Annotated in this window: 17 protein-coding genes, 2 tRNA genes, 1 rRNA gene and 1 riboswitch; of the genes, 10 read left to right on the forward strand and 10 right to left on the reverse strand. The window is 63.5% G+C overall.

Annotated features, from left to right (window positions below; all coding sequences use genetic code 11):
• Window positions 1-39: 39 nt before the first annotated feature.
• Genes AKN84_RS38475 through AKN84_RS38485 form a run of 3 tightly spaced genes read right to left on the reverse strand, consistent with a single transcriptional unit; the run spans window position 40 to window position 2,959 of the window.
• Entirely contained in the window at window positions 40-972 is a 933-nt protein-coding gene (locus tag AKN84_RS38475) for a prephenate/arogenate dehydrogenase family protein (protein ID WP_050425608.1), read from the reverse strand.
• A 4-nt stretch (window positions 973-976) separates the two neighbouring features.
• Entirely contained in the window at window positions 977-2,074 is a 1,098-nt protein-coding gene (hisC, locus tag AKN84_RS38480; protein WP_050425609.1) for a histidinol-phosphate transaminase, read from the reverse strand.
• Window positions 2,075-2,110: 36 nt separating this feature from the next.
• Window positions 2,111-2,959, reverse strand: a complete 849-nt coding sequence (locus tag AKN84_RS38485) for a chorismate mutase (RefSeq protein ID WP_050425610.1) — start codon at window positions 2,957-2,959, stop codon at window positions 2,111-2,113.
• Between the two features lie 186 nt (window positions 2,960-3,145).
• A riboswitch (SAM riboswitch) is annotated at window positions 3,146-3,225 on the forward strand.
• Between the two features lie 84 nt (window positions 3,226-3,309).
• Between AKN84_RS38485 and metX the strand changes: the two genes are divergently transcribed.
• A complete protein-coding gene (gene metX, locus AKN84_RS38490; RefSeq protein WP_050425611.1) occupies window positions 3,310-4,515 on the forward strand; it encodes a homoserine O-acetyltransferase MetX in 1,206 nt (401 codons plus the stop codon).
• On the forward strand, window positions 4,512-5,174 hold the full coding sequence (gene metW, locus AKN84_RS38495; RefSeq protein WP_050425612.1) for a methionine biosynthesis protein MetW: 663 nt from the start codon (window positions 4,512-4,514) through the stop codon (window positions 5,172-5,174). Before metX ends, metW begins: the two co-directional genes overlap by 4 nt.
• A gap of 129 nt (window positions 5,175-5,303) precedes the next feature.
• On the opposite strand, the gene AKN84_RS38500 is transcribed toward metW, so the two are convergent.
• Window positions 5,304-6,176: an alpha/beta fold hydrolase gene (locus AKN84_RS38500; RefSeq protein WP_050425613.1), complete on the reverse strand. Its 873-nt coding sequence runs from the start codon at window positions 6,174-6,176 to the stop codon at window positions 5,304-5,306.
• Between the two features lie 252 nt (window positions 6,177-6,428).
• Between AKN84_RS38500 and AKN84_RS38505 the strand changes: the two genes are divergently transcribed.
• Complete coding sequence (locus tag AKN84_RS38505) at window positions 6,429-7,070, forward strand: TIGR02594 family protein (RefSeq protein ID WP_244485712.1); 642 nt, start codon at window positions 6,429-6,431, stop codon at window positions 7,068-7,070.
• A gap of 80 nt (window positions 7,071-7,150) precedes the next feature.
• Here the strand turns inward: AKN84_RS38505 and AKN84_RS38510 are convergent, their stop codons facing one another.
• From AKN84_RS38510 to AKN84_RS38520, 3 genes are all read right to left on the reverse strand, one after another.
• Window positions 7,151-8,080, reverse strand: a complete 930-nt coding sequence (locus tag AKN84_RS38510) for a YARHG domain-containing protein (protein WP_050425615.1) — start codon at window positions 8,078-8,080, stop codon at window positions 7,151-7,153.
• A 135-nt stretch (window positions 8,081-8,215) separates the two neighbouring features.
• Window positions 8,216-8,998, reverse strand: coding sequence for an MOSC domain-containing protein (locus AKN84_RS38515; protein ID WP_050425616.1), 783 nt, complete (start codon window positions 8,996-8,998; stop codon window positions 8,216-8,218).
• Between the two features lie 56 nt (window positions 8,999-9,054).
• A complete protein-coding gene (locus AKN84_RS38520) occupies window positions 9,055-9,570 on the reverse strand; it encodes a GNAT family N-acetyltransferase (RefSeq protein ID WP_050425617.1) in 516 nt (171 codons plus the stop codon).
• A 56-nt stretch (window positions 9,571-9,626) separates the two neighbouring features.
• Between AKN84_RS38520 and AKN84_RS38525 the strand changes: the two genes are divergently transcribed.
• The 3 genes from AKN84_RS38525 to AKN84_RS38535 all read left to right on the forward strand — a co-directional run bounded on the left by AKN84_RS38525 (window position 9,627) and on the right by AKN84_RS38535 (window position 13,668).
• Window positions 9,627-10,190, forward strand: coding sequence for a helix-turn-helix domain-containing protein (locus AKN84_RS38525; RefSeq protein ID WP_050425618.1), 564 nt, complete (start codon window positions 9,627-9,629; stop codon window positions 10,188-10,190).
• A 192-nt stretch (window positions 10,191-10,382) separates the two neighbouring features.
• The gene (gene clpB / locus AKN84_RS38530) at window positions 10,383-13,034 is read left to right on the forward strand and encodes an ATP-dependent chaperone ClpB (protein ID WP_050425619.1); all 2,652 of its coding nucleotides are present in this window, start codon (window positions 10,383-10,385) and stop codon (window positions 13,032-13,034) included.
• 271 nt (window positions 13,035-13,305) lie between these two features.
• Entirely contained in the window at window positions 13,306-13,668 is a 363-nt protein-coding gene (locus AKN84_RS38535) for a hypothetical protein (RefSeq protein ID WP_128971536.1), read from the forward strand.
• 64 nt (window positions 13,669-13,732) lie between these two features.
• On the opposite strand, the gene AKN84_RS38540 is transcribed toward AKN84_RS38535, so the two are convergent.
• The 3 genes from AKN84_RS38540 to AKN84_RS38550 all read right to left on the reverse strand — a co-directional run bounded on the left by AKN84_RS38540 (window position 13,733) and on the right by AKN84_RS38550 (window position 16,711).
• A complete protein-coding gene (locus tag AKN84_RS38540) occupies window positions 13,733-13,990 on the reverse strand; it encodes a hypothetical protein (protein WP_050425621.1) in 258 nt (85 codons plus the stop codon).
• 81 nt (window positions 13,991-14,071) lie between these two features.
• Complete coding sequence (locus tag AKN84_RS38545) at window positions 14,072-14,434, reverse strand: SPW repeat protein (protein WP_050425622.1); 363 nt, start codon at window positions 14,432-14,434, stop codon at window positions 14,072-14,074.
• 213 nt (window positions 14,435-14,647) lie between these two features.
• Window positions 14,648-16,711 carry a M23 family metallopeptidase gene (locus tag AKN84_RS38550; protein ID WP_050425623.1) on the reverse strand — a complete coding sequence of 688 codons (2,064 nt, stop codon included), beginning with the start codon at window positions 16,709-16,711 and terminating at the stop codon, window positions 14,648-14,650.
• Between the two features lie 317 nt (window positions 16,712-17,028).
• On the opposite strand from AKN84_RS38550, the gene AKN84_RS38555 reads away from it, so the two are divergent.
• From AKN84_RS38555 to AKN84_RS38570, 4 genes are all read left to right on the forward strand, one after another.
• Window positions 17,029-17,364 carry a hypothetical protein gene (locus AKN84_RS38555; protein WP_050425624.1) on the forward strand — a complete coding sequence of 112 codons (336 nt, stop codon included), beginning with the start codon at window positions 17,029-17,031 and terminating at the stop codon, window positions 17,362-17,364.
• A gap of 417 nt (window positions 17,365-17,781) precedes the next feature.
• Window positions 17,782-19,270, forward strand: a 16S ribosomal RNA gene (locus AKN84_RS38560).
• Between the two features lie 210 nt (window positions 19,271-19,480).
• Window positions 19,481-19,557: transfer RNA gene (locus AKN84_RS38565), tRNA-Ile, on the forward strand.
• Between the two features lie 110 nt (window positions 19,558-19,667).
• A tRNA-Ala gene (locus AKN84_RS38570) sits at window positions 19,668-19,743 on the forward strand.
• The last annotated feature ends 257 nt before the right edge of the window (window positions 19,744-20,000 follow it).

The following is a 20,000-nucleotide window of genomic DNA, read 5'->3' on the forward strand; positions in this document are numbered from 1 at the left end:
CGCCAGGACGACGACGTGGGGAAAGCCGCGTGCTTAGTCCTACTTCTTCAAATTCGCGTGCGGGCGGCCGAAGTCGGGCGCGGCGGAGTCCTGGCCGATCTCGACGATGCCGCGGCGGATGGCGCGGGTGCGGGTGAAGTGATCGAACAGTGCTTCGCCGTCGCCGCGCCGGATCGCACGGGTGAGCTTCGACAGATCCTCGGTGAAAGTGCCGAGCATCTCGAGCACGGCGTCCTTGTTGGCGAGGAACACGTCGCGCCACATCGTCGGGTCGGAGGCCGCGATGCGGGTGAAGTCGCGGAAGCCGCCGGCGGAGAATTTGATGACCTCGGATTCCGTCACCTGCGCCAGCTCGTCGGCGGTGCCGACGATGGTGTAGGCGATCAGATGCGGCAGATGGCTGGTGATCGCGAGCACGAGGTCATGATGGTCGGGCGTCATGATCTCGACCTTGGCGCCGAGCGCGGCCCAGAACGCGCGCAACCGGTCGGTCGCGGCGGGGTCGGTGCCTTCGGGCGGCGTCAGGATGCACCAGCGGTTGATGAACAGCTCGGCGAAGCCGGAGTCCGGACCGGAGTTCTCGGTGCCGGCGACGGGATGCGCGGGAACGAAATGCACGCCATCAGGCAGATGCGGCGCCATGTCCTTGACGACGGCGCCCTTCACCGAGCCGACGTCGGAGATGATAGCGCCGGGCTTCAGATGCGGCGCGATCTCGGCCGCGACCGGGCCGCAGGCGCCGACGGGGATGCAGAGGATGACGAGATCGGCATCCCCGACCGCTTCGGCATTGGTCTCGACGACGCGATCGACGATGCCGAGCTCGGCAACGCGCGCCCGGGACTTCTCCGAGCGTGCGGTGGTCACGATCTCGCCGACGAGGCCTTGCGCGCGCGCGCCGCGCGCGATCGAGCCGCCGATCAGGCCGAAGCCGATCAGTGCGATGCGGTTGAAGAGCGGAGCCGTGGTCACGATGTCACTTTCCGGCCAGGAAGTCGCGCAGGCCCTCGACCACGAGGCGGTTGGCTTCCTCGGTGCCAATGGTCATGCGCAGCGCATGCGGCAGCTTGTAATTGTTGAGCGCGCGCAGCACGAGGCCGCGCCGCGTGAGATAGGCGTCGGCTTCTGCGGCGGTCTTGCCCTTGTCGGCCGGGAAGTGGATCAGCACGAAGTTGGCGACGCTCGGCGTCACCTTGAGCCCCAGCTTGCCGATCTCCTCGGTCAGCCAGTTGCGCCATTGTTCGGTGTGGGTGCGCGACATCTGCACATGCGCGCTATCCTCGATCGCCGCCACCGCCGCCAGCATCGCCGGCGTCGTGACGTTGAACGGACCGCGGATCCGGTTGCAGGCATCGACGATATGGGCCGGGCCGAACATCCAGCCGACGCGCAGCGCGGCAAGGCCGTGGATCTTGGAGAAGGTGTGCGTCACCACCGTGTTGTCCGTGGTCGCGACCAGCTCGATGCCGAGCTCGTAGTCGTTGCGCGAGACGTAGTCGGCGTAAGCGGCGTCGAGCACCAGCAGCACATGCGAGGGCAGGGCGGCGCGCAGCCGCTTGACCTCGTCGAACGGGATGTAGGTGCCGGTCGGGTTGTTCGGGTTGGCGAGCCAGACCAGTTTTGTGCGCGGCGTCACCACCTTGAGGATGGCGTCGACATCGGCCGTGAAGTTGGTCTCGGCCGCGATCACGTTCTTCGCGCCGTTCGCCATGGTGGCGATCGGGTAGACGAGGAAGCCGTGGGTGGTCGAGATCGCCTCGTCGCCGGGCGCGAGATAGGTGTGCGCCAGGAGATTGAGGATCTCGTCGGAGCCGGCGCCGCAGATGATGCGGTCGGGGTCGAGCCCATAGGCGCGGCCGATCGCCTCGCGCAGCACCCGCGAGGTGCCCTCCGGATAGTCCTCGAGATGGTCAGCGGCGGCCTTGTAGGCCGCGATAGCCTTCGGAGACGGCCCGAACGGCGTCTCGTTGGCGGACAGCTTGAACACCTTGCGGCCCGGCTCCGGCACCGGGCTCTTGCCGGGCGTGTAGGGCGCAATATCGAGGATGCCGGGGTTCGGCACGGGGCGGGACATTATCAACTCCGATGGGCGGATGGGCCGGTGCTTCGCTTAGCTCCTGGCCGATCCGTTAGAGGGCACCGTATAGCGCGTTGCGTGGCTGCCGACGAGGGCCGAAGAGCGCACCGAGGCGCCGGCCTTGATCAAGGCGAGCTTGATCTTCTCAAAATCGTGTCCGGCGACCGAGACCAGCAGCGCCGCGCCGTCGAAGGCGGTGTCGGGGACCGCGACGATCTCGGCGAGCGGCGCCAGCGCGCGGGCGACATCGGCGTTCCAGCCGGAGACGCGCACGCTCCAGGTCTGCACTTCCGTCACCATGGCGTCGTCGGCGACCCGCGAGATCAGGAACACCGGCAGCGCGGCGGGATGGTCGGCGCGCTCGAGGAACGGCAGCCGCGCGATGATCTTCGGCGCGCCATCGGCCTCCAGCGCATTCCACCACGGCGTGCGGCTCGCGATCGCGGAGACCAGCGCGAGGTCGCCCCTCGATTTAGCCACCGCCTCGACTGCGGCCTGGGCGCTGAAATGCGACACGTAGGGCACCACGAAGCCGAAGTGAAACCGCGCCGAGTCGCGCATCGCGGACTCGCCGACCGAGACGTCGGCATGCACGGCGAATGGCGCCTGCACGTAGGTGAAGGTCGAGATGATGACGCGCCAGATGCCCTCGATGGTGTCGAGCGGGAGAATGCCTCGATGGCGCTGCACCAGTTCGCGCATCATGCTGGCCTCGCGCGCCGGGCGGAACGCCGAGCCGACCTCCTGGGTCTTCTTGACCTGGATCAAGCGGTCGATGATGTCGCCGCGCGCCATCAGCAGGCGGTGCACCTGCTCGTCGATCGCATCGATCTCCTTGCGCAGCTCCTGCAGCGAGGGCGGCGACGGGGGTGGGTTGGACATGCTCTCAAACCTTGTCGTCCGGGCGGCCCGATGCCGTGCCGGACAGGGTCCCTGATTAGGAAAGACGGGCAGCGAAAGCAAAGAGAAACGTCGCAGGCGTGCCCTGCGCATTCGATTAACCATGGGCGCCCGGCAAGGGGACGTTCGCTGGCCGCCTTGACGACGGGGGGCCTGAGGACTAGGTTCGTTCCACTCCGTGGTCATTTGAGCCGGCCGGCTTGCAGCCACGTTAAACAACTCGCTAAACAGGCCGGGGACAGATCAGCTCCCGGCCGAACCTTGTTCAGGCCGGGTTTTTTATGGCCTGATTTTCTGTTCGAGCCCTCCCGCGCGGAGGCAGGGTCGCCTAGATGAGCAACGTGCGTCCGATACCGAGCCCGCAAACCCAGAGCGATGATCGCGCCCATGAGGCCGATCATCCGTCGTCGTTGGTGGCGAAGTTCGGCATCGACCAGCCGCTCAAGCTGGATTGCGGCGTCGATCTCGCGCCGTTCCAGATCGCCTATCAGACCTACGGCGATCTCAATGCCGACAGGTCGAACGCGATCCTGATCTGCCACGCGCTGACCGGCGATCAGCACGTCAACAACATCCATCCCGTCACCGGCAAGCCGGGCTGGTGGGACACCATGGTCGGCGCCGGCAAGCCGATCGATCCCGACAAATATTTCATCATCTGCTCCAACGTGATCGGCGGCTGCATGGGCTCGACTGGCCCTGCGTCGCTGAATCCCGCGACGGGCAAGGTGTGGGGGCTCGATTTCCCGATCATCACCATCCCCGACATGGTGCGCGCGCAGGCGATGCTGATCGACCGGCTCGGCATCACGACGCTGTTCTGCGTGGTCGGCGGCTCGATGGGCGGCATGCAGGTGCTGCAATGGACCGCGGCCTATCCCGAGCGCGTGTTCTCGACGCTCGCGATCGCCTGCTCGACGCGCCACTCGGCGCAGAACATCGCGTTCCACGAGCTCGGCCGCCAGGCCGTGATGGCCGATCCGGATTGGCGCGGCGGCCGCTATGTCGACGAGGACACCCATCCGCATCGCGGACTGGCGGTGGCGCGGATGGCCGCGCACATCACTTATCTCTCGGACGCCGCGCTGCATCGCAAGTTCGGGCGCCGCATGCAGGATCGCGAGCTGCCGACCTTCTCGTTCGATGCGGATTTCCAGGTCGAGAGCTATCTGCGCTACCAGGGCTCGTCCTTTGTCGAGCGGTTCGATGCCAACAGCTATCTGTATCTGACCCGCGCGATGGACTATTTCGACATCGCCGCCGACCATAACGGCGTGCTGGCGAAGGCGTTCGCCGGCATCAAGACGCGGTTCTGCGTGGTGTCGTTCACCAGCGACTGGCTGTTTCCGACCTCGGAATCGCGCGCGCTGGTGCACGCGCTGAATGCGTCGAGCGCGCGGGTGTCGTTCGCCGAGATCGAGACCGACAGGGGACACGACGCCTTCCTGCTCGATGTGCCCGAATTCCTGGAAATCTCCCGCGCCTTCCTGCAGGCGGCAGGCAAGGCACGCGGACTGAAGGACGACGGCCAGTCATGAGCATGCAGCAGACACTGCCCTTGCCGGGCGTCGCGCCGGAGCGGACCGGCGGCTATCGCAGGGATCATCTTTTGGTTGCCGAGATGGTGCGACCGGGTTCGCGCGTGCTCGATGTCGGCTGCGGCGACGGCGAGCTGTTGCAGCTGTTGGAGAGCCGCGGCATCGACGGCCGCGGCATCGAATTGTCGCGCGAGGGCGTCAATGGCTGTGTCGCCAAGGGCCTCGCGGTGGTGCAGGGCGATGCCGACACCGACCTCGTCAACTATCCCGATGACGCCTTCGACTATGTGATCCTGTCGCAGACGTTGCAGGCGACACGGCAGCCCAAGGTGGTGCTGGAGAACCTGCTGCGGATCGGCCAGCGTGCCATCGTCTCGTTCCCGAATTTCGGGTTCTGGAAGATGCGGCTGCAGCTCCTGATCGGCGGCCACATGCCGCGCACCGAGAATCTGCCGGCGAGCTGGTACGACACCTCCAACATCCATTTCTGCACCATCAAGGACTTCGTTGAGCTCTGCGAGCAGATCAACGTCAAGATGGAGCGCGCGGTGGCGCTCGATCTCTACGGCCGCCCGGTACCGCTCAATCTGCCCTGGTGGGTGTGGAACATGTTCGGCGAGCAGGGCGTGTTCCTGCTCAGCCGCGGCGGCGGGAAGTGAGCGTTGCGCGCTAGCTTACTTTCGTCATTCCGGGGCGATGCGCAGCATCGAACCCGGAATCCATTCATCCACGAACTCTGAGGCCTAATGGATTCCGGGCTCTCGCTTCGCGAGCCCCGGAATGACGGCCTACACCGGCGCCACCACCAGCGACCGCGGATCGCGCACCGGCCACCGTCCCGCTTCCACCAGTGCGATGAAGCGCTCCACCATCTCGTTGAACAGCGCCGGCTCCTCGAGGTTGAGCACGTGGCCCGATTTCGGGAAGAAGGCGAGGCCGGCGGCCGGCAGATGCTGCTTCAGGAACATGCTGGGCGCGATGCAATTGTCGTCCTCGTCGCCGCACAGGATCAGCGCCGGCGTCGCCGCGCGCTTGATGGCGTCGGTCATGGTGTAGATCGAGGGCCGGCCGCCCTGGAAGCTGCGCATCGTGTTGGCCGAGCCCTTGGCGTCGTGGCGGGCGAGCGCGGCGTAGAAATCGGCGTGGCCGCGCGGGTCCTTGACCAGGAACGGAATCCGGCTCGGCGCCTCGCGCGTCACCTTGGCGACCTCGACCGCGCCGATCGTCTCGTATTGCTCGGCATTGGCGCGGCACTGCGCGCGGAAGGCATCGAGATTCTCGAGGCTCGAACCGGAGCCGACCGCGGCGAGCGTCATCGACAGCGCGCGCTCCGGCGCATTGAGTGCGACCTGCAGCGACGAATAGGAGCCCATCGAGAGGCCGACGAAATGCGCTTTCGCGATGCCGAGATGGTCGAGCACGGCGAGCGCGTCGGTGTAGAAATGCTTGTAGGTGTAGACGTCGGCATTCGCTGGCACGTCCGACGGCGTGTAGCCGCGCGCGGAATAGGCGATGCAGCGGTGGCCGCGCGCGAAGTAGCGCAGCTGCGGTTCCCAATTGGTGTGATCAGCCGCGAATTCGTGCAGGAAGATGATCGGGGTGCCGCTGCCGGCCTCTTCAAAGTGCAGGCGGACATTATCTTTCGTGGTGGCATAGGGCATTGAAATTCTCCTCTCGTTGGCCGCCCCCAGATTTGCAGTTAATTTTCGCGGCTGCAATGCGGCAGTTCCGGTTCCTGTCTCGTCATCGAATCAGCGCGGAATGACCCAGAAATCGTTTTCCTGGCGTCACATGAAATCTTCCTCTCGCCACATCCCGATTTTCAAAACCATCGCCGCATTCCCTGAGGGAATGCGACGGGGAGTTGGGGGCGTTTCAGAGGATCTCGTGAAGTATGGTTCAGTTGCTTGCGTATCGCCGGTCGCTTCGTGTTTTTGGCGCTGGCCCTGTGTTCGCTCACGCTCGCCGTCGTTTCGGTTTCTTCGGCATCCGCCCGTCCGCACCATCAGAGTCACGCGCATTCGGCCAATGCCGGCCATCACGCGCGGCACTATGTCCGTCATCACTACCGGCATGCGGCGCGGCTGTCGCGGGCTGAGCGCCGCGCGCTCGCGCAGCCGGGCGGTATCGTCGAAACCAATGCGGCCGAGTTGCCGGGCAACGCCGTGCCCAACACCGGCGGCGTCAGCATGGCAGGCGGCTTCGGCTCGTCCGGCATCGTCGCCACGGCGCGGCGCTATCTCGGCGGCAACCCGACCGACCGCTCCAGCCTGTGGTGCGCGCGCTTCATGAACATGGTGCTGCAGCAGACCGGACATCGCGGCACCGGCTCCGACATGGCGAGTTCGTTCGCCAAATACGGCACGCGCGTGTCCGGGCCGCAGGTCGGCGCCATCGCCGTGATGGGCCGCCGCGGCGGCGGTCATGTCGGGATCATCACGGGCGTCGATGCCAAGGGCAATCCGATCATGATCTCGGGCAACAGCAGCCACCGTGTCCGCGAGGTGCCGGTCTCGCGCGGCCGGATCTACGCCTATGTGATGCCGACGAACTGAGGCGGGACTGCCACCTCTCCCTCGGGAATGCGGGAGAGGTGGTCACGCGCTGCGAAGTCAACCGGCGCTACCGGCCGGCGTCACTTCTCGTGCTCCTTCGCCTCGATCGTGTCGACGTTGGTGGCTTCGAGGTTGCTCAGGGGGACTTCGACCGCAGCGGGTTGATACCAGGCGAATTGTGAGAAGTAGTTTGCGAGCACCTGATCCTTGAAGAACCGGCCATGCCGCGCGAAGATCTCGTTTCGTGCGATGCGCAGTTCGACCGCCGACATGTCCTTGAGATCGACTTCGCTCAGAAATCGCCGATCGGAATCGGGAAAGAGAAAACCGTCATGCGCCTTGGCGCGCTGCGTGACGGAGGCCGGAACGGCGGGCGGCGTCGTGCGTCCGACCGTGGTCTGATCGTCCGATGCGCCCTTGACCACGGTATGTTCGAACGCGGGTCCGACGGTCCAAACGGCGAGCGCCAACGCTGCGGCGGCGATGCCCGCGCCGTACTTCCAGTAGCGCTTGATCGGTGAAATTTCACGCAGCGGCGATCGCCCGGCCTCATTCAGGACCTCGTTGATCGTCTCGATCAGGCGGGTCATGTGCATGCGAAAATCCTGCCCCGAGTCGACCCGGGCAGCGTTGCAGAAGTGCAGGAAGCGAAGCGATTCCGGCAGCTCGGCAGCCTCCGGCATGGTTGCGCCGTTCACCAGCAGCGGCAGCAGCGTCTTGTTGTGCTTCAGCGCCGTCTCGATTTCGAAACGCACGGAATCGGCGGGATCCTCCAGACGCGTGGGTTTCCCATCATCGGTCTTGCCGATCCAATGCGGACCGATCACGGCGATGACGACGTCGCAGGCGGTGATCGCATTGGCGATCCGGTCGACGAAGTTGGCGCCGGTGCGAATGCTGTTGACGTCGAAGAATACGGATTTCTCGCCGTACTTCTCGATCAGATGGTCCGCGATGCGGCCCGCTGTATCCTGATCGACCCGCCGGTACGAAACCATGATCATGCTCATGGCAACCCCGTGCAATCAATTTCGACAAATTTTGCTGCAATTCAAAATGTCGAGTGAAGTCTATTTCACGCAACCGAACATTGCAATGCGATGCGCGCCTATGCCGTATTCAAGGAATACGGAACCCGGCGTGAGCTACTGCGGTTCCGCGGCGATCGTGTCGCCGACCGCCGCGCCGCCATCGCTGATGATCTCGGCGTAGATGCCGCATTCATTGTTGCCGAAGCGCTGCATCAGCGTGTTCGGGACCGAGAGGTCGCGTGCGCCGGTATCGGGATCGACATTGACCGCGGCACAGCGTGTGATCCGCTTCACAACCTTGGCCCGTGCACTGCCGATCGCAATGGTCTGGTCGAGCAGGCTGGCTTCGTGCCAGGCCGGCCAGCCCTCGACATAGAGGTTGGCGCGGAAGCGCAGCGGATGCACCGGCGCCTGCACCATCTCCTCGATCGCCCGCAGGCTCGCCAGGTTGATGATCGAGACCACCTTGCGCGGCACGTCGGAGAAGCTGTGGCCGGGGCTGACCAGCACCTTGGGCGGTCCCTTGATCTGGCCGGCATGGCGATCGGCGAAATAGCGCTCGATCGACGCGCGCCCGGCCTCGGTCTCGAGATCGCCCTGGGCGACCATCGCGCCGTCCCGGCGCAGCGTCAGCACATGGCTGTCGTCGTCGAAATGGGCGCGCAGCGGCGCCAGCCATTCGTCCCGCTGGAGCATCAGGAAATGCGGCTTCGCCAGCCATTTCGGAGCTGACGGATCGAAGCCGCTCGGGCCGTTCTCGATCGCGTAGCGGCGATCCGAGCGCAGCGTCTCGCCGACCTTGAGTTCTGCGCGGGGCAGGGGCTCGGGCGTCAGACCCTTGACGGGGTAGCGATAGATGCCGGTGATCCGGGCGGAGGAGGCGTGCGCATTGTCCATCTGCCCGCTCTAGCCTGTTTGGCCGGCGAGGAGAACCGCCGCCAACGCCACGGCAGCTAGTCGGGCCGCGCTGCGCCAGGCGTGTCCAGCAGCCGCTGCATGAACACGAGCTCGAGCCAGCGGCCGAACTTGCGGCCGACCTCCGGCATCCTGGCGACCTCGACGAAGCCGGCCTGCGCATGCAGCCGGAGCGAGGCGGGATTGCCGCCGTCGATGCCGGCGATCATGACGTGCTTCCCGAGCGCGGTGGCAGCAGTGATGAGCTCGTCGACGATGACGCGGCCGAGGCCGCGGCCGCGGTGGTCAACGTGGATATAGACGCTGTGCTCGACGCTGTAGCGGTAACCGGGGAACGCCCGGAAGTCGCCGAACGTGCCGTACCCGAGCACCACGGGCCCTTCGGCTGCGACCAGCACCGGGTAGCCCAGTGCCAGCCGGGCCTTCATCCAGGCCAGCCGCTCGGCCTCGGAATCCTGCTTCTCCGTCCAGATCGCGTTCGAGTTGGCGACCGCCTCATTGAAGATCGCAGTGATCGCAGGAATGTCCTGCTCGGTGGCGGGGCGGATAATCATCGGTCTTCCTCGACAAGCCTCTTGAATGGACTCCATCGTCTACTATATAAGACGTTATGTCAATTATAGAAGACAAGGCCGATGAGGCTCTCGGGCGGCGGGTTCGTGCCGAACGGGAGGGGCGCGGCTGGTCGCTGGCGGAACTCGCCGGGCGGGCAGGCGTGTCCAAGGCCATGCTGAGCAAGATCGAGCGGGCGGAGGCAAGCCCGACGGCGGCGACGCTGTCGCGGATCGCCACGGCCTATGGCCTGACCATGGCCGCGCTGTTCGAGGTTGCCTCAGCCGGTTCCCGCCTGCAGCGGGCCAAGGATCAGCCGGTGTGGCGCGATCCGAAGGCCGCCTATCTGCGGCGGCAGGTGTTCCTGCATCCGGCCAATCCGCTGGAGCTGGTGGAGGTCGAGCTGCCTGCTTGGCAGGAAGCCGGCTTCCCCGCCAGCGCCTATCACCTGGTCCGTCAGGTGGTCTGGGTGATCAGCGGCCGCCTCATCTTGATGGAAGGGGCGGAGCGACACGAGCTCGCTGCGGGTGACCGCGTCGAGCTCGGGCCGCCGTCGGACATCGTCTTCCGTAATGAGACTGCTCAGCCCTGCCGCTACCTTGTCGCCATCGTGCGGCGCTGAGCTTCCACCGGGCGAAATCGCAGACTGTGGCTCTTCCGTTTCGGAACCAAGTGCCCACATCTGCGGCAAGCCTGAAAAATGATGGCGACGACCAGAGGCTGGTTGAGAAACGTCAACGCGGCCCGCGGAAACCCAATGAAGATGCCGTTGTCATGCCTGAATGGGTGACGATGGCAGGCCGAGGGAAAACGAATGAACATTGAGAAGTACACCGAGCGCGCGCGCGGATTCATCCAGTCTGCCCAATCGCTCGCAATGCGCGACGGTCACCAGCAATTCTCACCGCTCCATCTGTTGAAGGTGCTGCTGGACGACAATGAGGGGCTCGCCGGCGGTCTGATCGACCGTGCTGGCGGCAATTCCAGAGCGATCCTGAAAGCGACCGAAGAGGCGCTGAACAAGCTGCCGAAAGTTTCGGGCAACGGTGCCGGCCAGGTCTACCTGTCGCCGGAGCTGGCGCGCGCCTTCGACGCGGCGGAAAAGGCCGCCGACAAGGCCGGCGACAGCTTTGTCACCGTCGAGCGGCTGCTGCTCGGGCTCACGCTCGAGAAGGGCAGCGAGGCGGCGAATATCCTGAGCAAGGGCGGCGTCACGGCGCAGAACCTGAATGCGGCGATCGAAGCGCTGCGCAAGGGCCGCACTGCGGATTCCGCGACGGCTGAAAATGCCTATGACGCGCTGAAGAAATATGCCCGCGACCTGACCCAGGCCGCGCGCGACGGCAAGCTCGACCCGGTGATCGGCCGCGACGAGGAGATCCGCCGCACCATCCAGGTGCTGTCGCGGCGAACCAAGAACAATCCCGTCCTGATCGGTGAGCCCGGCGTCGGCAAGACCGCGATCGTCGAGGGCCTGGCGCTGCGCATCCTCAATGGTGACGTCCCGGAGAGCCTGAAGGACAAGAAGCTGCTGTCGCTCGACATGGGCGCCTTGATCGCCGGCGCGAAATATCGCGGCGAGTTCGAGGAGCGGCTGAAATCCGTCCTGCAGGAGGTCTCGACCGCCGAGGGTGGCATCATCCTGTTCATCGACGAGATGCACACGCTGATCGGTGCCGGCAAGACCGACGGCGCGATGGACGCGTCCAATCTGTTGAAGCCTGCGCTGGCGCGCGGCGAGCTGCACTGTATCGGTGCGACCACGCTCGACGAGTACCGCAAGCATGTCGAGAAGGATGCGGCACTGGCCCGCCGGTTCCAGCCGATCTATGTCAGCGAGCCGACGGTCGAGGACACCATCTCGATCCTGCGCGGCCTGAAGGACAAATACGAGCAGCACCACGGCGTGCGCATCACCGACTCCGCGTTGGTGGCCGCGACCACGCTGTCGAACCGCTACATCACCGACCGCTTCCTGCCCGACAAGGCCATCGACCTGATGGACGAGGCGGCGGCGCGGCTGAAGATGCAGGTCGATTCCAAGCCTGAAGAGCTCGATTCGCTGGATCGCGACATCATCCGGCTGAAGATCGAGCAGGAAGCGCTGAAGAAGGAGAACGATGCCGGCTCCAAGAGCCGCTTGCAGGCCCTGGAGAAGGAGCTCGCCGGGCTCGAGGAGCGGTCGACCGCGCTGACGGCGCGCTGGAGCGCGGAGAAGAACAAGCTCTCCAACGCCCAGAAGCTGAAAAGCGAACTCGATGCGCTCCGTGTCGAGCTGGCCAATGCGCAGCGTCGCGGCGAATTCCAGAAGGCGGGCGAACTGGCCTATGGCCGGATCCCCGAGCTGGAGCGGAAGCTCGCCGACATCGAGGCTCATGAGAACAGCAAGCCGAACGGAGGCGAGATGATGGAGGAGGCGGTTACCGCCAACCACATCGCGCAGGTCGTGTCGCGCTGGACCGGCGTGCCGGTCGACAAGATGCTCGAGGGCGAAAAGGACAAGCTCCTGAAAATGGAGGACAGTCTCGCCAAGCGTGTCGTCGGCCAGGCCGAAGCCGTGCGTGCGGTGTCGACCGCCGTGCGCCGTGCCCGCGCCGGCTTGCAGGATCCGAACCGGCCGACCGGCTCGTTCATGTTCTTAGGGCCCACCGGCGTCGGCAAGACCGAGCTGACCAAGGCGCTCGCCGCTGATTTGTTTAACGACGAGACCGCGATGGTCCGCCTCGACATGTCCGAGTTCATGGAGAAGCACTCGGTCTCGCGGCTGATCGGCGCGCCTCCCGGCTATGTCGGTTACGACGAGGGTGGTGCACTGACGGAAGCCGTGCGGCGCCGGCCCTACCAGGTCGTGCTGTTCGACGAGATCGAGAAGGCGCATCCCGACGTCTTCAACGTGCTGTTGCAGGTGCTCGACGACGGCCGCCTGACCGATGGTCAGGGCCGCACCGTCGATTTCCGCAACACGCTGATCATCATGACCTCGAACCTCGGTTCGGAATTCCTGGTGAATCAGCCGGAAGGCGAGGATACCGCTGCGGTCCGCGATCAGGTGATGGGTGTCGTGCGGGCGCATTTCAGGCCGGAATTCCTGAACCGCATCGACGAGATCATCCTGTTCCACCGGCTGCAGCGGAACGAGATGGGCCGCATCGTCGAGATCCAGTTCGCGCGGCTGACCAAGCTGCTCGAGGATCGCAAGATCGAGCTCACGCTCGATCCGAAGGCGCGGGACTGGCTCGCGGAGAAGGGGTGGGATCCGGCGTATGGCGCTCGTCCGTTGAAGCGGGTGATCCAGCGCAGCGTGCAGGATCCGCTGGCCGAGATGATCCTCGCCGGCGAAGTCAAGGATGGCGATCGCGTGCTGATTTCGGAGAAGGGCAACGTGCTGACCTTCAACGGTCAGGTGTCCAAAACCGCCGAGATCGTGCAGTTCGATGCCCCGGTCTCGAAGCGCAAGCTGAACTGAGCACGCCCACAGCGAAACTGGATGCGGCCTGGCGACAGGCCGCATCCGGCTGTGTCAGGGTTCCTGTCCGGCGGCCCGATTTGTGTCCCGGTTTTAATGAAACGCCGGTCGGCGGCGTTCGTTTTCCTCATGAATGATCGGCTGGCGTGGCAACGTCCCGCGCAGCTGCAAAGGGAAGTATTTCGCACGAATCGCATCGCTGATTCGCGTGCCGCCTTGCATCATCCTGCAAAGCCACACCGCCGGTCGCCCTCAGCAGAAGGCGAATTGCATGAGCAGAGAACTCATCGCCCATAACCGGCCCGTCTATGACGATCTTCATCCCCGCGTTTACGGCACGGCTGCCGGCCTTGTCGCATGGTTCGTGCTGTCAGCCTGGATCCTGTTCGACCGCCAGAGCGAGGTCGAGCTGTCGCTGATGTTCGTCAGCGTGTTGCTGTTCATCGCGGTGCTGCTGCCGTGGATGCTGTCGCAGATCTGGCGGAGATACGACTACCGGCACGATCGGCATCCGCGGCCGATTCCGTTTGGCGAGTGGCGGAGAGGCGAATTCGCTGTCTGGGCAGCACGATCAACAGCACCCATGCGACGATCGACATGCTGCTGCCGCTCGCGGCCGTCGCATTCGGGCTGACCGCGATCGGGATCGTTTATCTTGATCTGCGCAAGGTTCGCGCCGTAGCTCGTCTGTAGCGCTGTCATTCCGGCGGGGCGATGGGCGGTGAGGGCTCGTCGTCCTCGGCAGGCTCGAGCTCCGTGAGGATGTCGACCAGCTCGCGGGTACGGCCCGTGGCCAGCGGCCTGCCGTCATTCATCATCGGCTCGTCATTGGCGAGCCAGGCCTGCGCCTCGGCAAGCTCGGCGATCGTTGCCCCGGATGCGATGATTCGCGCAATCGTGACGTCGTCGGCGTGGCTGACGGCTTTCAGCACGTCGTCGCGGGTAAGTTGGGTCATGGTTGCATATCCTCATTGGGCAAATCCCCTCACCCGCCGGCCGTCCCGGCCAGCGGGTAGGGAATCGATGAGTTCGAAGCCTCAGCTATGTGTGGTGAGCCGGGGCGGATGCTGGGACATCATCCAGAGCTCGATCGCCGCAAGGGCGGCGACTGCGACGCCGATGACCACGTGCACGGTCATCGCGGTGGTGGCTCCCTGGAAACCAAGGACCCACGGTGAGACCAGCGCCCAAAGCCCGACGATGAGGTTCAGCCACTCCTCCCAGACCGCGAAGGCTGCGAGCGCGGCGATCGCAAGGACCGCCATCGCAATGCCGACGATGTGGGCGTTGGCGGAAACCGTTCCGCCGTCGAATTTGAACAGCCACGGCGACAGGAAAAGAATCGCGCCGAGGATCAGGTTTGCGACGTCACACAGTTTTGCGTTTGTCCAGTTCTCCATGACTCCCTCCATTGGAGGTTTCACCTTCGAATCAACTGGATGACCGCCGTTCGGGTTCCCGTCTTGTTCCGCGAAATTTGGTGGATTCCGGGGGATTTTGGCGGAAATCGCCGCCGCCACCGATGTCCGGCGACGCGGGTTTCGATGCGGCAATCAGCTTCCAAGGGGGAGCGTAGCGGCGTCGTCAGACGGCCCGTGTGGCCCGGGGAATAATCAGCGGTTGGTGATGGAGCGCGTCTGCGAGGTCGAGCTCGTGGCGTCCGAGACGATGCGCGAGCTGCCGCGGCTCGACATCTGAGCTTCGATCCGGTCGCGCTCCTTCTCGAAGTTCGCCAGCATCGGACCTTCCAGCGAGCGGCCGCGCGGCAGCTTCACGCGCATCGGGTCGACGAAGCGGCCGTTGACCAGGATTTCGTAGTGGACGTGCGGGCCGGTCGACTGGCCGGTCGAGCCGACGAAGCCGATCACTTGGCCCTGCCGCACCTTCTTGCCCATCTCCATGCCCTTGGCGAAGGCCGACATGTGGCCATAGGCTGTCTCATAGCCGTTGGCATGCTTCATGCGGATATATTTGCCGTAGCCGCCTTCGTATCCGACCTTTTCGAGCACGCCGTTGCCGGAAGCGAAGATCGGCGTGCCGTAGGCGGTGGCCCAGTCGACGCCGGTGTGCATCTTCACATAGCCGAGGATCGGATGGCGGCGGCCGCCGAAGCCCGAACGCATGATCGCGTTGTTGACCGGCTTGCGCACCAGGAACTTCTTCGCGCTCTTGCCGGTCTCGTCATAGTAGTCGACGAGGCCGTCGTCCGAGCTCTGGAATCGGTAGTATTTCTTGGTTTCGCCGCCCACGGTCAGCGCGGCGTAGAGCACTTCGGTCTTTTCGGTGCTGGTGACGCCTTCATCCTCGCCGGCAAAGAACACGTCGAACGAGTCGCCGGGCTGCACCTTGCGCTGGAAATCGACGTCATAGGAGTAGATCTTGACCATGTCTTCGATGACGGTCGGCGGCACCTTGTTGCGTAGCGCGGTCTCGTAAATGCTCTGATAGAGCCGCACGCCGCTGCCATCATCCTCGTCATCGTCGCTGGAATTGTCGGCGGTGTCGGTCGTCGTGTTCATGCTCTGCACGTCGACGGCGACGTATTTGCCCAGATCGGACAGGGCGGCGACGGCTTCGACCATGGAATCGTTGGCGACGATCACCCGATAGGGTTGCAGCCGGGCGCCCGGAGCTGCCGGCGCCATCAGGATCCGTACCTTCTGGCCTTCTTTCAGGCCGCCGTCGCGGCCGCGCGGGCCCAGCGTTACGGCAATTGCCTTGGCCTCGTCGGGGGTTGCGCCCTGATCGCGCAGGATCGAGGTGATGCTGTCGCCCTTCTTGACGAGGTGAACCCGTTCACCGACCGGATTGCCGCCGGTGACCTGCTCTTTGGTCTTCGGCAGCAGGGTGACGTTCTCCGGCACTACGCGGGTCTCGAAGCCCGCATAGGGATCGGAGACGTTGCCTTCGGTGGCGTAGGCCATCCGCATATCGGGGCCGGCGCCGGTGGCATCGGCCGCGGCATTGGCGAGCGAGGCATAGCGCACCGAATTGCCGGAGCCGCGCCAGTTGGCGGCGTCACGGACCCGCATCAGGATGTCGTCGAGTCCGACGCCTGCAGCGAGCTTGGCTTTCGGCAGTACCGTCCCGAGATCCTTGGTGACGAAAGAGACCTCGGCGTCGGGCTCGGCGGCGGCCGCCGCATTCGGATCCTCGGCCGCAGCCGGCGTGTCGGAGCCGACATCGGTCAGCAGACGCTGCGCGTTGAATGGCGGTATCTTGGACGACAGATCGCTCGTGGTCATCGAGAGATTGCCGGAAATCCGGATGAAGGGCCGCACCCGCATCACGTCGCGGTTGCCGACGCGGGTCACGGTCGAGACGCGCACCAGGCTGCGCGAAGCGGAGTTTTCGTTGGGCGGCGGCAGGCGGTCACCCTTGTGCAGGCTGACGACGCGATCGTTGCCGGTGACGGCGCCGCGCAGCGCGCCTTCGACGCGCTCCGGCACCTTGGCGAAGGTCATCTCGCCATCGAGCGAGGCAAACACGGCGCCGCCGATCAGGGCCGCGCCACAGAGCCCGGTGAGAATGGTGCCGCTAAACCACTGTACGGAGACACGGCGGCGATCGATCACCGCAGCCTCGGTGCCGTCGACTGAAAGCGGCGGTTCGTGACCGAGATCGATCATCCCGGTCTCGCGCCCAATGCCGCTTCCGCGTGACGCCCGTTGGCTCAACCCTGCATCCCCCCAAATTCCAGCAACTGCGATCGTCCTCTGCTCGTCCTCATCTCCGCCTCGCTCCCTCGGAGAGGGATTTCGGCAGTGTGGCGAGCCACACGCATCGAAGTCGAAGAGACGAAGGCCATTCGCAGGCCGCACTCTCGAACGTCAATGGTGTGCAGATCTCTCGATATTGCTCGGCCGCGTAGGGAAGAGGCGACGGGTTCTCGAAGAAATCGCCTGGTCCCCCTGAAAAACCACCCGAGCCCCCACTGGTTTCGAGCGGTTCATTGCATTCGTTATAGCGAGAACGTCGCAGGATTGTGGCTCAAGTGCGGCATTTAGGGTGGAAAAGTTTCCTGAAGCAGGTGGTTGTGCGGGCCGCCGATCCCTTCGCGGCGGTCGATGACGCCGCGATCGCGCATCTGCCGCGCGACGACTTGCCGGCCCGCCTGGAGAGGCTTGGAACCCGTTCCGAAGGGCCCGACGGGCTCCCCGGCGGCAAACTTTTTTTCAAGTTTTTTACCACGTGCGCCGGGTGGCGAATTTTTACCACCGACCTAAGTCACGGAAAGGATGAGATTTTCTTCGCACTGCACAAGAGATTTGGGCGTGCGACGTTTTTGTTGACAATGGGCGTTGACAATCCCGAGGGGTGGGGACTATAAACCAACCACTGAGCGCGGCGCCGCCGGGTCACTGACCAAGGCGAGCGAACGCGCCTCTGATGCTCCTCACTTAGATGAGTGACACAACAGCCGACATAAATCGGTTGAGGTTCACTGTCTGCCGGTGAAGGGTAGAGCCACCCTCTAAGGGTGTGGGGTCGTCCGATCCCGGGCTGTTTGACAAGTGAAGATGAAGAAAGAGAAACGTGGACGGCGGAGTCCTTGCGTCTCTCGGAATACTTGAAAGCTTCGGCTTTTGACTTCTGAGAGTGGACGAAAGACTTCGGCGGTACACGTTTTAAAGGTTACACCATCGCTGCCAACGATGTGAATCGCAGGCGGCTCGTCGACTTCGGTCGACGAAGAATGGTGGGACCTCGTCAAACGTTGTGATCAGCCGGTTCAAGGTTTCAAGTCCAACTTGAGAGTTTGATCCTGGCTCAGAGCGAACGCTGGCGGCAGGCTTAACACATGCAAGTCGAGCGGGCATAGCAATATGTCAGCGGCAGACGGGTGAGTAACGCGTGGGAACGTACCTTTTGGTTCGGAACAACTGAGGGAAACTTCAGCTAATACCGGATAAGCCCTTACGGGGAAAGATTTATCGCCGAAAGATCGGCCCGCGTCTGATTAGCTAGTTGGTGAGGTAATGGCTCACCAAGGCGACGATCAGTAGCTGGTCTGAGAGGATGATCAGCCACATTGGGACTGAGACACGGCCCAAACTCCTACGGGAGGCAGCAGTGGGGAATATTGGACAATGGGCGCAAGCCTGATCCAGCCATGCCGCGTGAGTGATGAAGGCCCTAGGGTTGTAAAGCTCTTTTGTGCGGGAAGATAATGACGGTACCGCAAGAATAAGCCCCGGCTAACTTCGTGCCAGCAGCCGCGGTAATACGAAGGGGGCTAGCGTTGCTCGGAATCACTGGGCGTAAAGGGTGCGTAGGCGGGTCTTTAAGTCAGGGGTGAAATCCTGGAGCTCAACTCCAGAACTGCCTTTGATACTGAAGATCTTGAGTTCGGGAGAGGTGAGTGGAACTGCGAGTGTAGAGGTGAAATTCGTAGATATTCGCAAGAACACCAGTGGCGAAGGCGGCTCACTGGCCCGATACTGACGCTGAGGCACGAAAGCGTGGGGAGCAAACAGGATTAGATACCCTGGTAGTCCACGCCGTAAACGATGAATGCCAGCCGTTAGTGGGTTTACTCACTAGTGGCGCAGCTAACGCTTTAAGCATTCCGCCTGGGGAGTACGGTCGCAAGATTAAAACTCAAAGGAATTGACGGGGGCCCGCACAAGCGGTGGAGCATGTGGTTTAATTCGACGCAACGCGCAGAACCTTACCAGCCCTTGACATCCCGGTCGCGGACTCCAGAGACGGAGTTCTTCAGTTCGGCTGGACCGGAGACAGGTGCTGCATGGCTGTCGTCAGCTCGTGTCGTGAGATGTTGGGTTAAGTCCCGCAACGAGCGCAACCCCCGTCCTTAGTTGCTACCATTTAGTTGAGCACTCTAAGGAGACTGCCGGTGATAAGCCGCGAGGAAGGTGGGGATGACGTCAAGTCCTCATGGCCCTTACGGGCTGGGCTACACACGTGCTACAATGGCGGTGACAATGGGATGCTAAGGGGCGACCCTTCGCAAATCTCAAAAAGCCGTCTCAGTTCGGATTGGGCTCTGCAACTCGAGCCCATGAAGTTGGAATCGCTAGTAATCGTGGATCAGCACGCCACGGTGAATACGTTCCCGGGCCTTGTACACACCGCCCGTCACACCATGGGAGTTGGTTTTACCTGAAGACGGTGCGCTAACCGAAAGGGGGCAGCCGGCCACGGTAGGGTCAGCGACTGGGGTGAAGTCGTAACAAGGTAGCCGTAGGGGAACCTGCGGCTGGATCACCTCCTTTCTAAGGATGATCCTTCAGCGAGCTCACGCTCACTATCGGATCGTTTTAGAAACATTCAGGGGCCAACAGTTTCAGGATTGTTGAGCTCCATTGGCGGGATTTCGCCGTCTTCGTTTCTCTTTCTTCGCGGACGAACACGCGCCAGGGGCTGAGCGCTGTGCGATGCATCGACTTCACGTCGGGTGCGCGCCGGCATGTCTCTCGTGTTAGGGGCTTGTAGCTCAGTTGGTTAGAGCGCGCGCTTGATAAGCGTGAGGTCGGAAGTTCAAGTCTTCCCAGGCCCACCAGCCTTCGCGCTTCGCTGCTCGGCTAGGCAAGCCTTTCAAGATGAAGGCTGCTGCGCCGTAGCCTTGGCGAAGGCGAGCGGTATCAAACAATGCGCTTCGTCTTCTGGTACGGGGCCATAGCTCAGCTGGGAGAGCGCGTGCTTTGCAAGCATGAGGTCGTCGGTTCGATCCCGTCTGGCTCCACCAGATGGGATTGAAGCTCGAGAATGCGCCTTGCTTGATAGCTCTGTTCAATCGTCCGCGAAACATCACTTCGCACTCATTGGTCCGGATGGACGGTGACGTGCGTGTTTTCTGACATCGTAAAGAGGAGATCGATCCGAGTTTGGATCTGCGAAGCAATTCGCGGGTACCATTCCTAATCTCCAGATCGTTTTCGGCGCTCGCGCATCGCAGCTCATCGCAAGATGAGTGAGGTGAGCGAGTTGTAAAACGATCTTTGT

It is taken from the genome of Bradyrhizobium tropiciagri, from assembly GCF_001189845.1.
Lineage (GTDB): Bacteria > Pseudomonadota > Alphaproteobacteria > Rhizobiales > Xanthobacteraceae > Bradyrhizobium > Bradyrhizobium tropiciagri.

Coding starts and splice junctions, on each gene's coding strand:
- hisC (WP_050425609.1), bottom strand. CDS start 2,074: ATGTCCCGCCCCGTGCCGAACCCCGGCATCCTCGATATTGCGCCCTAC.
- AKN84_RS38485 (WP_050425610.1), bottom strand. CDS start 2,959: ATGTCCAACCCACCCCCGTCGCCGCCCTCGCTGCAGGAGCTGCGCAAG.
- metX (WP_050425611.1), top strand. CDS start 3,310: ATGAGCAACGTGCGTCCGATACCGAGCCCGCAAACCCAGAGCGATGAT.
- metW (WP_050425612.1), top strand. CDS start 4,512: ATGAGCATGCAGCAGACACTGCCCTTGCCGGGCGTCGCGCCGGAGCGG.
- AKN84_RS38500 (WP_050425613.1), bottom strand. CDS start 6,176: ATGCCCTATGCCACCACGAAAGATAATGTCCGCCTGCACTTTGAAGAG.
- AKN84_RS38510 (WP_050425615.1), bottom strand. CDS start 8,080: ATGAGCATGATCATGGTTTCGTACCGGCGGGTCGATCAGGATACAGCG.
- AKN84_RS38515 (WP_050425616.1), bottom strand. CDS start 8,998: ATGGACAATGCGCACGCCTCCTCCGCCCGGATCACCGGCATCTATCGC.
- AKN84_RS38520 (WP_050425617.1), bottom strand. CDS start 9,570: ATGATTATCCGCCCCGCCACCGAGCAGGACATTCCTGCGATCACTGCG.
- AKN84_RS38525 (WP_050425618.1), top strand. CDS start 9,627: ATGTCAATTATAGAAGACAAGGCCGATGAGGCTCTCGGGCGGCGGGTT.
- clpB (WP_050425619.1), top strand. CDS start 10,383: ATGAACATTGAGAAGTACACCGAGCGCGCGCGCGGATTCATCCAGTCT.
- AKN84_RS38535 (WP_128971536.1), top strand. CDS start 13,306: ATGAGCAGAGAACTCATCGCCCATAACCGGCCCGTCTATGACGATCTT.
- AKN84_RS38540 (WP_050425621.1), bottom strand. CDS start 13,990: ATGACCCAACTTACCCGCGACGACGTGCTGAAAGCCGTCAGCCACGCC.
- AKN84_RS38545 (WP_050425622.1), bottom strand. CDS start 14,434: ATGGAGAACTGGACAAACGCAAAACTGTGTGACGTCGCAAACCTGATC.